This window comes from Pseudomonas sp. WS 5503 (assembly GCF_012985385.1).
Taxonomy (GTDB): domain Bacteria; phylum Pseudomonadota; class Gammaproteobacteria; order Pseudomonadales; family Pseudomonadaceae; genus Aquipseudomonas; species Aquipseudomonas paracarnis.
Map to the genome: position 1 here is coordinate 314349 of NZ_JAAQWI010000004.1, position 16943 is coordinate 331291.

The 16943-nt window shown below is 64.6% G+C and carries 4 protein-coding genes; 1 reads left to right on the top strand and 3 read right to left on the bottom strand.

Annotated elements, in window-relative coordinates; translation table 11 throughout:
- Positions 1-24 precede the first annotated feature (24 nt).
- Positions 25-12921 (top strand): non-ribosomal peptide synthetase, encoded by a 12897-nt coding sequence (locus tag HBO10_RS13345; protein ID WP_034128164.1) that lies wholly within the window; start codon positions 25-27, stop codon positions 12919-12921.
- Positions 12922-13566: 645 nt separating this feature from the next.
- Here the strand turns inward: HBO10_RS13345 and dsbG are convergent.
- The 3 genes from dsbG to dsbD are packed head-to-tail and all read right to left on the bottom strand — an operon-like array spanning position 13567 to position 16876.
- Positions 13567-14328 (bottom strand): thiol:disulfide interchange protein DsbG, encoded by a 762-nt coding sequence (gene dsbG / locus HBO10_RS13350; RefSeq protein ID WP_020302229.1) that lies wholly within the window; start codon positions 14326-14328, stop codon positions 13567-13569.
- A complete protein-coding gene (locus tag HBO10_RS13355) occupies positions 14304-15149 on the bottom strand; it encodes a TlpA disulfide reductase family protein (RefSeq protein ID WP_034126122.1) in 846 nt (281 codons plus the stop codon). Before HBO10_RS13355 ends, dsbG begins: the two co-directional genes overlap by 25 nt.
- On the bottom strand, positions 15149-16876 hold the full coding sequence (dsbD, locus tag HBO10_RS13360) for a protein-disulfide reductase DsbD (RefSeq protein WP_034126123.1): 1728 nt from the start codon (positions 16874-16876) through the stop codon (positions 15149-15151). Before dsbD ends, HBO10_RS13355 begins: the two co-directional genes overlap by 1 nt.
- Positions 16877-16943 lie beyond the last annotated feature (67 nt).

Below are 16943 nucleotides of genomic sequence, written 5' to 3' on the forward strand. Positions count from 1 at the left end.
AAGCCGATTTCAGGCAGGAACCCCATGATGGACGCCTTCGAACTCCCCCGCACCCTGGTCCAGTCCCTTCAACAGCGTGCTGCGCAGACGCCGGACCAGGTGGCGTTGCGCTTCCTCGCCGAGAGTGCCGAGCACAGTGTGGTGCTCAGTTATCGCGACCTCGACCAACGCGCCCGCACCATCGCCGCTGCCTTGCAAGCCAACGCTGGCCTGGGCGAGCGTGCGGTGTTGCTGTTCCCGAGCGGCCCGGACTATGTGGCGGCGTTCTTTGGTTGCCTGTACGCCGGGGTGATCGCGGTGCCGGCGTATCCACCGGAATCCACGCGTCGTCATCACCAGGAGCGCCTGCTGTCGATCATCAGCGATGCCGAGCCGCGGCTGCTGTTGACCATTGCCAGCCTCAGCGAGGGCCTGGCGCAGATTGAAAACGCGCCCAAGGTGTTGAGCGTCGACACCCTGGAGGCGCAGCAGGCCGACCAGTGGGTCGAGCCCGACCTCAAGGCCGACGACATCGCGTTCCTGCAATACACCTCTGGCTCCACCGCATTGCCCAAAGGCGTGCAAGTCAGCCACGGCAACCTGGTGGCCAACGAAGTGCTGATCCGCCGTGGTTTTGGCATCGACCTCAACCCCGATGACGTGATCGTCAGCTGGTTGCCGCTGTACCACGACATGGGCCTGATCGGCGGCCTGCTGCAACCGATCTTCAGCGGCGTGCCCTGCGTGTTGATGTCGCCGGCCTACTTCCTTGGCCGACCTTTGCGCTGGCTGGAGGCGATCAGCGAATACGGCGGCACCATCAGCGGTGGCCCGGACTTCGCCTACCGCCTGTGCAGCGAACGAGTCAGTGAGTCGGCCCTGGAGCGCCTGGATTTGAGCCGCTGGCGCGTCGCCTATTCGGGTTCCGAGCCGATCCGCCTCGACACCCTGGAACGCTTTGCGGAAAAATTCGCGGCCTGTGGTTTCACCCCGAATAATTTCTTCGCCTCCTACGGCCTGGCCGAGGCCACCCTGTTTGTCGCCGGCGGTACCCGTGGCCGTGGCATTCCCGCCCTGCGCCTGGACGAACAGGCGCTCGCCGCCAACCGTGCCGAACCGGGGCAGGGCCCTGCGATCATGAGTTGCGGCACCAGCCAGCCGGACCACGCCGTGCTGATCGCCGACCCGCACACCCTCACCGAGCTGCCCGACCAGTGCGTCGGCGAACTCTGGGCCACGGGCCCGAGCATCGCCCACGGCTACTGGCGCAACCCGCAAGCCAGCGCCAAGACCTTCGTCCAGCATGCTGGCCGCACCTGGTTGCGCACCGGTGACCTGGGTTTTATCCGCGACGGTGAGGTGTACATCACCGGGCGCCTGAAAGACCTGCTGATCGTGCGCGGCCATAACCTCTACCCCCAAGACATCGAACAGACCATCGAGCGCGAAGTGGAAGTGGTGCGCAAGGGCCGGGTCGCCGCGTTTGCGGTCAATGACCAGGGCCTGGAAGGCATCGGCATCGCCGCGGAAATCAGCCGCAGCGTGCAGAAAATCCTGCCGCCCGAAGCGCTGATCAAGGCGATCCGCCAAGCCGTGGCCGAGGCCTGCCAGCAAGCCCCGAGCGTGGTGGTGCTGCTCAACCCAGGCGCTTTGCCGAAGACCTCCAGCGGCAAAGTGCAGCGTGCCGCCTGTGCGATTCGGCATGCCGATGGCAGCCTCGACAGCTACGCGCAGTTCCCCGGGCAGCCGGGGCAGGCGAGCGAAGTGGCGCTGGAATCGGACCTGCAACAGCAGATCGCGGCGATCTGGTGCGAACAACTGCAACTGGCTCATGTGGCGGGCGACGATCACTTTTTCCTGCTGGGGGGCAACTCCATCACCGCGACCCAAGTGGTCGCCCGCCTGCGCGAAAGCCTGGGGCTGGAGCTGAACCTGCGCCTGTTGTTCGAAGCGCCGACCCTCGCCGCCTTCGCCACGGCCGTCGCGCAGCTGCAACAGGATGGCGGCGTGGCCCAAGGCGCAATCCACGTGCTGTCACGTCAAGAAGACCTGCCCCAATCCCTGGCACAGAACCGCCTGTGGATCACCTGGCAATTGGACCCTCACAGCAGTGCCTACACCATTCCCGGCGCCTTGCACCTGCGCGGCGAGCTGGATGAAGACGCACTGCGCCACAGCTTCCAGCAACTGATCCAGCGTCACGAAGCCCTGCGCACGCGCTTCTGCGAGCGCGACGGCCAGGCGTTCCAGCGTGTCGAGGCTACGGCGGATTTCGAACTGTCGATCATCGACCTCAGCGACCTGCCCAACACCGAGCGCGAAGCCCGTGCGCAAGAGGTTCGCGAAGACCAGGCGCGCAGCCCGTTCGACCTGGAAACAGGCCCGTTGCTGCGGGTCACCCTGGTGCGCCTGGACGACGAAGAGCACCAATTGCTGGTGACCTTGCACCACATCATTGCCGACGGTTGGTCGCTGAATATCCTGATCGACGAGTTCTCGCGCCTGTACGCCGCTGCCGCCCAAGGCCAGTCCCTGGAGTTGCCGCCGCTGGCCTTGCAATACGCCGACTACGGCACCTGGCAGCGCCAATGGCTGGCCGAAGGCGAGGGCCAGCGACAGCTGACGTACTGGAAAGCGCAGTTGGGTGACGAGCACCCGGCCCTGAACCTGGCCACCGATCACCCGCGTGCCGCCCAGCATCGGCACAGCGCCTCGCGCCATCGCCAGCGCCTGGATGCGCGCCTCAGTGCGGCGATCCGCCAGACCGCCCAGGCTCATGACTCAACACCGTTCATGCTGCTGCTGGCGACGTTCCAGACCTTGCTCTATCGCTACAGCGGCCAACGCGACATCCGTATCGGCGTGCCCAATGCCAACCGCCCACGCCATGAAACCCAGGGCCTGATCGGCTTCTTTATCAACACCCTGGTGCTGCGCGCCGAACTGGACGGGCGCCTGCCGTTCAATCAGTTGTTGGCCGCCACCCGCGAGACCACATTGGCCGCCCAGGCGCATCAGGACCTGCCCTTCGAACAACTGCTGGAAGCCTTCCCCCAGGCCCGCGAGCAGGGCCTGTTCCAGGTCATGTTCAACCACCAGCAGCGCGACCTCAGTGCCTTGCGCCGCCTGCCGGGCCTGCTGGCCGATGAGTTGCCCTGGCACAGCCGCGAAGCCAAGTTCGACCTGCAACTGCACAGCGAAGAAGATCGCAATGGGCGCTTGAGCCTGTCGTTCGACTACGCCGACGAGCTGTTCGATTGCGCGACCATCCAGCGTCTGGCCGAGCACTTCATCCATCTACTTCAAGCTGTGTGTACGCAACCACAACACGCCATCGGCGATCTGCCGTTGATGCAGGCTGACGAACAGCAACCCTGGAGCGAAGCCCCCTGCGCGCCGGCCCGGCACTGGCTGCCCGAGCTGCTCAATCAGCAGACGTCGGACGCCACCGCATTGGTCTGGCAGGACGGCAGCCTGACATTCGCCCAATTGCACACCCAGGCCAACCGCCTGGCCCATTACCTGCGCGACAAAGGCGTCGGCCCGGACGTGTGCGTGGCCATCGCCGCCGAGCGTTCGCCGCAACTGCTGATCGGCCTGCTCGCCATCATCAAGGCCGGTGGCGCCTACGTGCCGCTGGACCCGGATTACCCCGCCGAACGCCTGGCCTACATGCTCAAGGACAGCGGCGTGCAACTGCTGCTCACCCAGACCGCGTTGCTGCCCCAACTGCCCAGCGCCGAAGGCGTGTGCGTGATTGCCATGGACAGCCTGCACCTCGACAGCTGGCCGACCCAGGCGCCAGGCTTGCACCTGCACGGCGATAACCTCGCCTACGTGATCTACACCTCCGGTTCCACCGGCCAACCCAAAGGCGTGGGCAACACCCACGGCGCCCTGGCCGAGCGTTTGCAGTGGATGCAGGCCACCTATCAACTGAACGAAACCGATGTGCTGATGCAAAAGGCGCCGATCAGTTTCGACGTGTCGGTGTGGGAATGCTTCTGGCCATTGATTACTGGCTGCCGCCTGGTATTGGCCGGGCCGGGCGAACATCGCGACCCGCACCGCATCGCGCAGCTTGTGCAGGAACATGGGGTGACCACGCTGCACTTCGTGCCGCCGCTGTTGCAGCTGTTTATCGACGAGCCGCTGGTGGCCGAATGCACCAGCCTGCGTCGCCTGTTCTCCGGCGGCGAAGCCTTGCCCGCCGAACTGCGTAACCGCGTACTGGCGCGCTTGCCAGCGGTGCAGTTGCACAACCGCTATGGCCCGACCGAAACCGCGATCAACGTCACCCACTGGCAGTGCGCCGTCTCGGATGGCGAGCGCTCGCCGATTGGTCGGCCGTTGGGCAATGTGATCTGCCGCGTACTGGACGAGCAGCTCAACCCGTTGCCGGCCGGTGTGCCGGGCGAACTGTGCATCGGCGGTATCGGCCTGGCGCGGGGTTACCTGGGCCGTGCCGGGCTGACGGCCGAACGTTTTGTCGCCGACCCGCTGGGCGCGGCGGGCACCCGCTTGTATCGCACCGGTGACCGTGCGCGCTGGAACGCCGATGGCGTGCTCGAATACCTCGGGCGCCTCGATCAGCAGGTCAAACTGCGGGGGTTCCGGGTGGAGCCGGAAGAAATCGAAGCGCGCCTGCTGGCCCAGGTAGGCATTGCCCAGGCCGTGGTGCTGGTGCGTGATGCACAGTTGATCGGCTACTACACCGCCGACACCGAACTGGATGAGCAAAGGGTCAAAACTGCCCTGGCCGCCGAGTTGCCGGAGTACATGGTGCCCGCGCTGCTGATGCGCCTGGACGCCATGCCCCTGAGCCCCAGCGGCAAGCTCGACCGGCGTGCCTTGCCAGAGCCGGTATGGCAAACCCGCGAACACGTCGAACCGCACACACCTTTGCAACTGCAAATCGCCGCGATCTGGCGCGAGGTGCTTGGCCTGCCACGCATCGGCCTGCGCGATGACTTTTTCGCACTCGGCGGGCACTCGTTGCTGGCCACGCAAATCATCTCTCGCACCCGCCAGGCCTGTGACGTCGAACTGCCCCTGCGCACCCTGTTCGAAGCCAGCGAGCTGGGCGATTTTGCCCAGCAGGTCGGGCTGATCCAGGCGGCGGGCCAGCGCAACCAACAGACTGCCATCGCCAAAGTCGACCGCAGCCAGCCGGTCCCCTTGTCCTATTCCCAGCAGCGCATGTGGTTCCTCTGGCAGATGGAACCGGACAGCCCGGCCTACAACGTCGGCGGCATGGCGCGCCTGCGCGGGGTACTGGATGTGGGGCGTTTCGAGGCCGCCTTGCAGGCCTTGATCATGCGTCACGAAACCCTGCGCACCACCTTCCCAAGTGTCGATGGTGTGGCGTGTCAGAAGGTCTCGGCGCAAACCGGCGTGCGCATGGACTGGCAGGATTTCTCCGCGCTGAATGAGCCGCAGCGCCAGCAGCGTTTGCAGCAACTGGCCGATGTCGAGGCGCACACGCCGTTCAACCTGGAAACCGGGCCGCTGTTGCGCGCCTGCCTGGTCAAGGCCGGCGAGCAGGAACATTACCTGGTGCTGACCCTGCACCATATCGTCACCGAAGGCTGGGCAATGGACATCTTTGCCCGTGAACTCAGCGCCTTGTACGAAGCCTTTATCGACGAGCGCGACTCACCGCTGCCAGCGTTGCCGGTGCAGTACCTCGACTATAGCGTGTGGCAACGCCAGTGGATGGAAGCCGGTGAGCGCCAGCGTCAGCTGGACTACTGGACCGCCCAACTGGGCAACGAACACCCATTGCTGGAACTGCCCGGCGACCGTCCGCGGCCACCGGTGCAAAGCCATCGGGGCGAGCTGTACCGGTTTGATTTGAGCGATGAGCTGGCCGCCCGCGTGCGTGCCTTCAACGCCCAGTACGGCCTCACGCTGTTCATGACCATGACCGCGACCCTGGCGGTGTTGCTCTACCGCTACAGCGGCCAGACCGACCTGCGCATCGGCGCGCCAGTGGCCAACCGTATCCGCCCGGAAAGCGAAGGCTTGATTGGCGCGTTCCTCAATACCCAGGTGCTGCGTTGCCAGCTCAATGGGCAGATGCAGGTCAGCGAGTTGTTCGAGCAGGTGCGCCATACCGTGATCGAGGGCCAGTCCCACCAGGACCTGCCGTTCGACCATCTGGTGGAAGCCCTGCAACCGCCGCGCAGCGCGGCGTACAACCCGTTGTTCCAGGTGATGTGCAACGTGCAGCGCTGGGAATTCCAGCAAAGCCGCCAACTGGCTGGCATGACCGTGGAGTACCTGGCCAACGATGCGCGGGCGACCAAGTTCGACCTCAACCTGGAAGTCACCGACCTCGACCATCGCCTGGGTTGCTGCCTGACCTACAGCACCGACCTGTTCGACGAGCCGCGTATCGCGCGCATGGCCGAGCATTGGCGCAACCTGCTCGAAGCGTTGGTCGCCGATCCCGGCCAGCGCCTCAGCGAATTGCCGTTGCTGAGCGCAGATGAACAACGCGCCTTGCAGGACAGCCTGGGGGTGGAGAAGGGCGAGCATCGCCTCGACCAGTGCATCCATCAACTGTTCAGCCAGCAGGCCAGCCAGCGGCCGGATGCCCCGGCGCTGACCTTTGCCGGTGTGACCCTCTCGTATGCGCAACTGGATGAGCGCGCCAACCGCCTGGCCTGGATGCTGCGCGAGCGTGGCGTGGGCCCGCAGATGCGCGTGGGCCTGGCGCTGCCGCGTTCGCTGGAAATGGTCGTCGGTTTGCTGGCGATCCTCAAGGCCGGCGGTGCCTATGTGCCGTTGGACCCGGAATACCCGCTGGACCGCCTGCATTACATGATCGAAGACAGTGACATCGGTCTGCTGCTCAGTGATGCGGCCCTGTTCGAAGCTCTTGGTGAGTTGCCGGCGACGGTGGCGTGCTGGTGCCTGGAGGATGACTCGCCGGTGCTGGCGAATTACCCCGCCGAAGCGCTGGCGTTCGTGAGTCTGGCGCAACACCAGGCGTACCTCATCTACACCTCGGGTTCCACGGGCAAGCCCAAAGGCGTGGTGGTGTCCCACGGTGAGATCGCCATGCATTGCCAGGCGGTGATCGAGCGCTTTGATATGCGCCCGGATGACTGCGAGCTGCACTTTTACTCGATCAACTTCGATGCTGCCACCGAGCGTTTGCTGGTGCCGCTGCTGTGCGGGGCGCGGGTGGTATTGCGCGCCCAGGGCCAGTGGGATGCGGAGGAAATCTGCGCGCTGATCCGTACCCATCGCATCAATGTGCTCGGTTTCACCCCGAGCTACGGCAGCCAGTTGGCGCAGTGGCTGGCGACCCAGCAACAGACGCTGCCGGTGCGCATGTGCATCACCGGTGGCGAAGCCTTGACCGGCGAACACCTGCAACGCATCCGTGCGGCGTTTACGCCCCAGCTGTTCTTCAACGCCTACGGTCCCACCGAAACCGTGGTGATGCCCCTGGCCAGCCTGGCGCCCGAGCAGTTGGAGGAGGGCGCTGGCAGCGTGCCGATCGGCAGCATCGTCGGCGAGCGCGTGGCTTACATTCTCGACGCCGACCTGGCGCTGGTGCCCCAGGGCGCCAGCGGTGAGCTGTACATCGGTGGCGCCGGCCTGGCCCAGGGTTATCATCAGCGGCCGGGGATGACGGCGGAGCGCTTTGTCGCAGACCCGTTTGCTGGCAAGGGCGGGCGCCTGTACCGCACAGGCGACTTGGTACGGCAACGCGCCGATGGCCTGGTGGAGTACCTGGGGCGCATCGACCATCAGGTGAAGATCCGCGGTTTTCGCATCGAGCTGGGCGAAATCGAAACGCGCTTGCTCGAACATGAAGCTGTGCGCGAAGCGGTGGTGCTGGCACTGGATGCGCCGAGCGGCAAGCAATTGGTGGCGTACCTGGTCAGCGATGCCGAGCACGCCGCCTTGCGCGACGCGTTGAAGGCGCACCTCAAGGCGCAACTACCGGACTACATGGTGCCCGCGCATCTGATCGTGCTGCAGAGCATGCCGCTGACCGCCAACGGCAAGCTCGACCGCCGCGCCTTGCCTGAGCCGGACCCAGAGGCCAATCGCCAAGCCTACGTGGCGCCGCGCAGCGAGCTGGAACACAGCCTGGCCGCCATCTGGTGCGCGGTGCTGAACGTGGAGCAAGTGGGCCTCGACGATAACTTCTTTGAACTGGGCGGCGACTCGATTCTGTCGATCCAGGTGGTGAGCCGGGCGCGGCAGGCCGGCATTCATTTCAGCCCCCGTGACCTGTTCCAGCACCAGACGGTACAGAGCCTGGCTGCTGTGTCGACCCGTTCGGAGCGCGTCATCGCCGAGCAAGGGCTGCTGACCGGCCCCTCGGGCCTCACGCCGATTCAGCACTGGTTCTTCGACACCGATATCCCGGCGCGCCAGCACTGGAACCAGGCGTTGGTGCTCAAGCCACTGCAACTGCTCGATGCCCATCGCCTGGAGCAATCGCTGCTGGCGGTGCTGGAACACCACGACGCGCTGCGCTTGAGCTTTACCCCGCGCGATGCGCAATGGCATGCCGAACACCTGGGCGTGCCGGAAGGCGGCGTGCTGCTGCAGGCGCAGGTGCGCGACATGCAGGCGTGCACGGCGTTGTTCACCGACACTCAGCGCAGCCTCGACCTGGCACAGGGGCCGCTGCTGCGCGCCTTGCTGGTGGACGGGCCGCAAGGTCAGCAGCGCTTGCTGATCGCCATCCATCACCTGGTGGTGGACGGCGTGTCGTGGCGCGTCCTGCTGGAAGACCTGCAAAACGTTTATCGCCAACTCAGTGAAGGCCAGTCCGTCAGCCTGCCGGCCAAAACCAGCGCGCTGCGCGATTGGGCTGCGCGCTTGCAAGCCTATGCCCATAGTGAGTCCTTGCGCGAAGAGTTGAGCCTGTGGCAAGCGCAACTAGCTGGCCCCACCGTGGCCTTGCCAGTACAGCGTCCCCGAGGCGCACGGCGCAATAGCGATGCCGAAACGGTTAGCGTGCGCCTGGATGCCGAGCGCACCCGGCAGTTGCTGCAACAGGCGCCGAGTGCCTATCGCACCCAGGTCAACGACCTGTTGCTGACCGCCCTGGCCCGCGTACTGTGCCGCTGGAGCGGGCAGGCCTCGGCACTGATCCAACTGGAAGGCCATGGCCGCGAAACCTTGTTCGATGATATCGACCTGACCCGCAGCGTGGGCTGGTTCACCAGTGCCTATCCGTTGCGTCTGACGCCGCAGGCCGAGCAGGGCGACTCGATCAAGGCAATCAAGGAGCAACTGCGTGGCGTGCCCCATAAAGGTTTGGGGTATGGCGTGCTGCGTTACCTGGCCGATGACCTGTGCAAGCAGAGCATGGCCGCATTGCCGAGCGCGCAGGTCACCTTCAACTACCTGGGTCAGTTCGACCAGAGCTTTGGCACTGACGCGCTGTTCCATCCGCTGGAGGAATCCGCCGGCCTGGCCCATGACCCGGATGCGCCATTGCCCAATGAACTGAGCATCGACAGCCAGGTCTACGGCGGCGAGCTGGTGCTACGCTGGACGTTCAGCCGTGAGCGGCATGATCAGCAGGTAATTCGCGATCTGGCCGAAGCTTACCTGGCCGAATTGCACAGCCTTATCGCCCATTGCCTGCAGGACGATGCCGGTGGCCTCACGCCGTCCGACTTCCCCCTGGCGCGCCTGACCCAGGTGCAACTGGACGCCTTGCCGGTATCGGCCAGCGCCATCGAAGACGTCTACCCGCTGACTCCGATGCAGGAGGGCTTGCTGCTGCACACCCTGCTGGAGCCCGGCACCGGCCTGTATTACATGCAGGACCGCTACCGCATCAACAGCGCCCTGGACCCGGAGCGTTTTGCCCAGGCCTGGCAAGCGGTGATCGCCCGCCACGAAGCCTTGCGCGCCTCGTTCTGCTGGAACGTCGGCGAAGACATGCTGCAAGTGATCCACAAGCCCGGCAGTACGCCGATCGAGTACCTAGACTGGAGCGCCGACCCGCAGGATGAGCACGAGCCGCGTCTGCAAGCCTTGCTCAAGGCCGAGCGCGAAGCCGGTTTTGACCTGCTCAACCAGGCGCCTTTCCACTTGCGCCTGATTCGCGTGGGCGAGGCGCGCTACTGGTTCATGATGAGCAACCACCACATCCTGATCGATGCCTGGTGCCGTTCGCTGCTGATGAATGACTTCTTCGATATCTACACAGCCCTGGGCGAAGGCCGCGATGCGCAACTGGCGACGCCGCCGCGCTATCGCGACTACATTGCCTGGCTGCAACGCCAGGACCTCAACGAGGCGCGCCAGTGGTGGCAGCAAAACTTGCAAGGCTTCGAGCGCGCCACGCCGATCCCGAGTGACCGCCCGTTCCTGCGCGAACACGCCGGTGGCAGTGGCGGCATGGTGGTGGGCGACTGCTACACCCGCCTGGATGCCCGCGACGGTGCGCAACTGCGCGAACTGGCCCAGGCGCATCAGCTCACCGTCAACACCTTCGCCCAGGCGGCGTGGGCCTTGGTGCTGCGGCGTTTGAGTGGCGATCGCGACGTGCTGTTCGGCGTCACCGTGGCCGGGCGCCCGGTGGACATGCCCGAGATGCAACGCACCGTGGGGCTGTTTATCAACAGTATCGCGCTGCGGGTGAAACTGCCCGAGGACGGCCAGACGTGCAGCGTGCGCCAGTGGTTGAGCGCCTTGCTCGACAGCAATATGCAACTGCGCGAGTACGAATACCTTCCGTTGGTGACGATCCAGGAACACAGCGAATTGCCCAAAGGCCAGCCGCTGTTCGACAGCCTGTTTGTGTTTGAGAACGCGCCAGTGGAAGTCTCGGTGCTGGACCGTGCACAAAGCCTGAACGCCACCTCGGATTCCGGGCGTACCCACACCAACTTCCCGCTGACGGCGGTGTGCTACCCCGGCGATGACCTCGGTTTGCACCTGTCCTACGACCAGCGTTATTTCGACGAAAGCACCGTGCAAGGCATGCTCGCTGAGTTCAAGCGCCTGTTGCTGGCGCTGGTGCAGGGCTTCCATGGCGACATGGCCGAGCTGGCGCTGATTGGCGAGCAGGAACGTGAATTCCTGGTGGCGGGCTGTAACCAGAGTGAGCGAGCCTATCCGCTGGAGACGAGCTACATCGAGCTGTTCGAGGCCCAGGTGGCAGAGCATCCGCAGCGCATCGCCGCCAGTTGCCTGGACCAGCAATGGAGCTACGACGAACTGAACCGCCGCAGTAACGGCCTGGGCCACGCGTTGATTGCGGCCGGTGTGGGCCTGGACCAACCGGTGGCGTTGCTGGCTGAACGTGGGTTGGACTTGCTCGGCATGATCATCGGCAGCTTCAAGGCCGGTGCCGGTTACCTGCCGCTGGACCCAGGGCTGCCCGGCCCGCGCCTGAGCCGCATCATCGACATGAGCCGCACGCCGCTGCTGGTGTGCACCGAGGCGTGCCGCGAGCAGGCCGTCGAGTTGCTGCAAGGGGTTGATTGCCAACTGCTGGTGTGGGAGGAAGTGCCCGCCCGTGGCGAAAACCCCGGTGTCTACAGCGGCCCGGACAATCTTGCCTACGTGATCTACACCTCGGGTTCCACCGGCTTGCCCAAGGGCGTGATGGTCGAACAGCGTGGCATGCTCAATAACCAGTTGAGCAAGGTGCCGTACCTCAACCTGAGCGATGCCGATGTGATTGCCCAGACCGCGTCGCAAAGCTTCGATATTTCCGTGTGGCAGTTCCTCGCCGCGCCGCTGTTTGGCGCACGGGTGGACATTGTGCCCAATACCATCGCCCATGATCCGCAAGGGTTGCTGGCCCATGTTCAAGCACAGGGCATCACCGTGCTGGAGAGTGTGCCGTCGCTGATCCAGGGCATGCTGGCCCAGGAGCGTATCAGCCTCGAGGGCCTGCGCTGGATGTTGCCGACCGGGGAGGCCATGCCACCTGAGCTGGCCCATCAGTGGCTGCTGCGTTACCCGCAGATTGGCCTGGTGAATGCCTACGGCCCGGCGGAATGCTCCGATGATGTGGCGTTCTTCCGCGTCGATCTGGCGTCGACCCGTGGCACTTACCTGCCGATTGGTACGCCGACCGACAACAACCGCTTGTACCTGCTGGACGGCGCTTTAGAGCTGGTGCCTCAAGGGGCGGTGGGCGAGCTGTGCGTCGCCGGCACCGGTGTCGGTCGTGGCTATGTCAGCGATCCGCTGCGCACCGCCCAGGTGTTTGTACCCAACCCCTTTGGCGCGCCTGGTGAGCGCCTCTACCGTACCGGCGACCTGGCACGGCGTCGCAGCGATGGGGTGCTGGAGTATGTCGGTCGTATCGACCACCAGGTGAAGATTCGCGGCTACCGCATCGAACTGGGTGAAATCGAAGCGCGCCTGCATGAACAACCCCTCGTGCGCGACGCGGCGGTGGGTGTGCAAGAGGGGGCCAATGGCAAACATCTGGTCGGCTACCTGGTGGCCGCCGATGCCACACTCGACCCGAGCGAGCAGTTGGAGCGCATCAAGCAACGCCTGCGTGCCGAACTGCCGGAATACATGGTGCCACTGCATTGGCTATGGCTTGACCGCCTGCCCCTGAATGCCAACGGCAAGCTCGACCGCAAGGCCCTGCCGGCCCTGGAGATCGGCCAGTTGCACAATCAGGACTATGTGGCGCCGTGCACTGAACTGGAAACCACGTTGGCGGGTATCTGGGCCGAGGTGCTGAAGGTCGAGCGGGTCGGGGTGCAGGACAACTTCTTCGAACTGGGCGGGCACTCGCTGCTGGCCACGCAGATTGCCTCGCGGGTGCAGAAGACACTGCAACGCGATGTGCCGTTGCGGGCGATGTTCGAGTGCAGCACCGTGGCGGAGTTGGCCGAGTATATCGAGGGGGTGGAGGGCAATGAGATCAGTGCCGAGAAGGTGGATCGGTTGAGCGATTTGATGGCGGAGTTGGAGGGGCTTTGATCTTCGTTGTCTGTCAGGGCCTCATTGCAGCATAGGCATCTACACAGCTGGACCTGTGGCGAGGGAGCTTGCTCCCGTGACGGCCTGGCAGCCGACGCTGATCGAGCTGGTGCACCGCGATCCAAATGTGGGAGCTGGCTTGCCTGCGATGGCGGCCTGACAGCCGACGCAGTTATACCGAGTACATATCCATTCCTGCGGTAACGGCCACTTAGGGTTCCGCTTTTACAGCGGCTCACTTTTGAAAAGCCGGAATGCCGGCCCAGACAAAAGTAAGCAAAACGCTCTTGCCCCACCACTCGGCACCTCGCTTAGGCTCGGTGTGCCCGAACACAGGCTTGAATCCGTGGGCCGCCGCCACGCGCCATCCATGGCGCGGGGCGGCTAACCCGGCGTCCTGCCGGGTTACCCACGAATTCAAGCCTGCGTTCGGCCAGCGTGGTTTAACGGGGCGCCTGAGATCAAGATCAAAAGCAGATCAAGAGCGACTCGCTTCGCATCGTGGTTACCGTCTGCTGTTACAACCCACAAAGTTGTGTAGATACCTATGCTCATCGCAGGCAAGCCAGCTCCCACATTTTGAGTTGTGAATACATTCAAATGTGGGAGCTGGCTTGCCTGCGATGGCGCCCGCGATGGCGGCGCTTATTTTGGTCCGAGAATCTTCACTAACTTATCCGGCGAAGGCGCCCCTTGCTGCTGCTGCAACCCACCCTTGTCATCCAGATAGAAGATCGCCGGCGTCGCCGACAGCTCCAGTTCATCCATCAGCTTCATATTGGCATCAAGCTTGGCCTCGACCTCGGCCGGGATCTTTTCCAGCGCCTTGAGCTTGCTGCCCTTGCCGGCGGCTTCGTGTTCTTGCAGGGCTTTTTGCGGGTCTTTGGCGGCGAGCAGGGCGGCGGATTTGCCTGGGCTGTCTTCGCGGATGATGCCGACCATGATGTGGCGCAACTGCACCTTGCCGGCCTTCACCCACGGGCGGGCCTGTTCCCAGAACATGTTGCAGTACGGGCAGTTGGGGTCGCTGAACAGGTAGACGGTGCGCGGGGCGTTTTTATCGCCGTCCTGGATCCAGCTGCTGTTTTCCATCTTGGCCCAGACTTCCTTGGCCATCGGCGCGTACACCAGTTTTTCCAGGGGCGCGGTGCTCAGGTCATTGCCTTGGGCGTCGTACAGGTTGCCCGCGATCACGTGCTTGCCGTCGGCGGTCAGGTACAGGGCCATGCCACGGTTCTGGTACTGGGCGGCGTAGCCGGTGAGGCCGCTGGGGGCATCGAATTTGCCGATGATCTTGGCACCTTTGGCTTCGATCTGTTTGATCGGGGCCGGCAGGTCTTCGGCCTGGGCCAGCGTAGCGGCTAGCGTCAAAGGCAGCAGGGTCAGCAGGTGGCGGAGGCGAGGCATGTCGGTTTCCTTGTCGTGGTGTTGTCGAAGGGTTCCATGGCACGGGCCAGGCTGGCTTCGGAGAGTTCGCCCAGGTGGCTGTTGATCAGGCGCCCATCGGCTTGGTAGAACAACGTAGTCGGCAGCGCCATGGAACCCACGGCCTGGCCGAGGCGGCCGCTGGCGTCGAACAGCACGTTGTCGAGGTTCAGGCCCTGGGTGGCCAGGTAAGTGCTGACGCTTTGCATGCTTTCGGCCTGGTTGACGAACAGGAAGGTCACATCGGGGCGCATGCGCTGGGCGTTTTCCAGCACCGGCATTTCGCGTCGGCACGGCGGGCACCAGGTGGCCCAGAGGTTGATCACCAACGGGCCGCCTTGATAATCCGCCAGTTGCACCACCTCGCCATTGGCATTGCGCAGGGTGATATCCGGCAGGCGCGTGCCTTTTTCGTACAGACTGAGGGACAGGCTGGTCATGCCCCAGAACACCAGGCCGGTGATCACCCCGGCGCTGAGCGGCTTGCGCAGGGCAGGGCGACGCCAGCCGTAGACCAGCGCGCCGAGGATCAGCGCGATGATCCCGGGCCAGGCGAGAAAGCCGCCGTCACGCAGGTCGACCATCTCCACCCAGTCGTGGCTGTAATAACTCCAGTACATCAGCACAAAGCTGACGCGGGCGGCGAGCAGGCCCAGCAGAAACAGGCTGAACAGCACCGACTCCGGGTTTTCGCCGCCGCGCTTGGCCACGCGCCAGCCCACCAGGGTGGCGAGAATCAGCGCGCTGATCAGCAGCAGGTGATTCAGGGCGATGGCGAAGGTGCCGATGGTGAGGGTCAGCATCAGAGAGCGTCCCGCGTCTGGGTCCAGCGTTGCAGGAAGGCGGCGGCGTCTACTTCGCCGGTGATGCGTTGGGCGCGGCGTTCTTCACCGTCCGGGCCGATCCACACGAAGCTCGGTGGCCCTGGCACTTTGTAGCGGCCCAGCAGCTCGCGGCTGGCGGCGTTGTCGGCGGTGACGTCCAGGCGTAACAGGCGCACGTCTTTGAGCGCGTCCATCACCTCGGGTTTGCCGAACACCTGTTTCTCCATGATCTTGCACGACACGCACCAGTCGGCGTAGTAGTCCAGCAGCACCCATTGGCCCTGGGCCTTGGCACTGTCGAGCTGGCTTTGCAGCACGGCCGGGTCGTTGATCGTGGTGAAGGCATCGTGGGCGCTCGGTGCACCGGCGACCTTTGAGCCGCTGTAGACCTTCAAGGGTTGCCACAGCTCATCGCTGCCACCGGCCGCCCCCACCACCAGCACCGCGCCCCACAGACCCAGCACCAGGGAACCAGCGCCGAATACCTTGGCCGCCAGGCCGGACTCACGGGCCAGCGCCCAGCCACAGTACGCCATCACCAGCGCCAAGGCGCCCCACAGGCCGATCCACAGGCTGTCGCCGACCACCGGGCGAATCATCAGCACCGCGGTGCCCAGGAACAGGAAGCCGAAGATGCCCTTGAGCACGTTCATCCAGGTGCCCGGCTTGGGCAGGAAGCGATTGCCCACAGTCACCAGCAGCAACAGCGGGATGCCGATACCGATGCCCATGGCAAACAGGATCAGCCCCCCGTGCAGCGCATTGCCGCTCTGGGCGATGTACAGCAGGGCGCCAGCCAGGGGCGCGGTCATGCACGGCCCCACCAGCAGGCCGGACAACGCGCCGAGCACACCGGCACCTACCAGGCTGCCACCGCTTTGCTGGCGGCTGACGTTATCGAGGCGGTCGCGCAGGAAGGCGGGCAGTTGCAGTTCAAAGAAGCCGAACATCGGCAGGGCGAGCAGCACGAACAACGCCGCAAAGCTGCCGAGGATCCACGGGGTTTGCAGTAACGCCGCCAGGTTGGCGCCGAGCAACGCGGCCATCACCCCCAGGGCGGCATACACCAGCGCCATGCACACCACGTAGCTGCCGGCCAGGGCAAAGCCGCGACGCGGGCTGGCGCCGCTACCGACCACCAGGCCAGCGAGGATCGGCAGCATCGGCAACGAGCAGGGCGCAAACGCCAACAGCAGGCCCAGGCCGAAGAACACCAGCAGGCTCCACCCCAGGCTGCGCTGCTGCAGGCCGCTGGCCAGGCTTTGATCCTGGGCTTGCGCGGTCGCGGCGACGGCCGGGTTGCCGCCCAGGTCCACGGTGATCGACTGCGGCGGATAGCACAGGCCCGCATCGGCGCAGCCCTGCCAGCCGAGCTTGACCTGGCCGGTGGTGCCAGCGGGGATCTTCACTTCCAGGCCCTGGCGATACACCTGTTGTTCACCAAAGAACTCGTCGCTATGGGCTTCACCCTCGGGCAGCACGGGTTTTTCGGCCAGGCCGTCGAACTTCATGCGCTGCTGGTACAGGTAGTAACCGTCGGCAATCTGCCAAAACAGCTGGGTTTCGCCGCTTTCAAGACGTTCGGAGGTAAAGGCGAAGGCTTTGCCTACCGGGAGGAAGTCGGGTTTGGTTTCGAAGGGGCTGCCCGGCGCTGCCTGGGCGAATCCCGCGAACAACACCAGCAGAAAGGTAAACAGATGCCGCATGGTCAAGCCTTAGTTCGATGCAAGTGAGGCACACAATGTGTGGCGTTGATTAACCGATGATTAACCG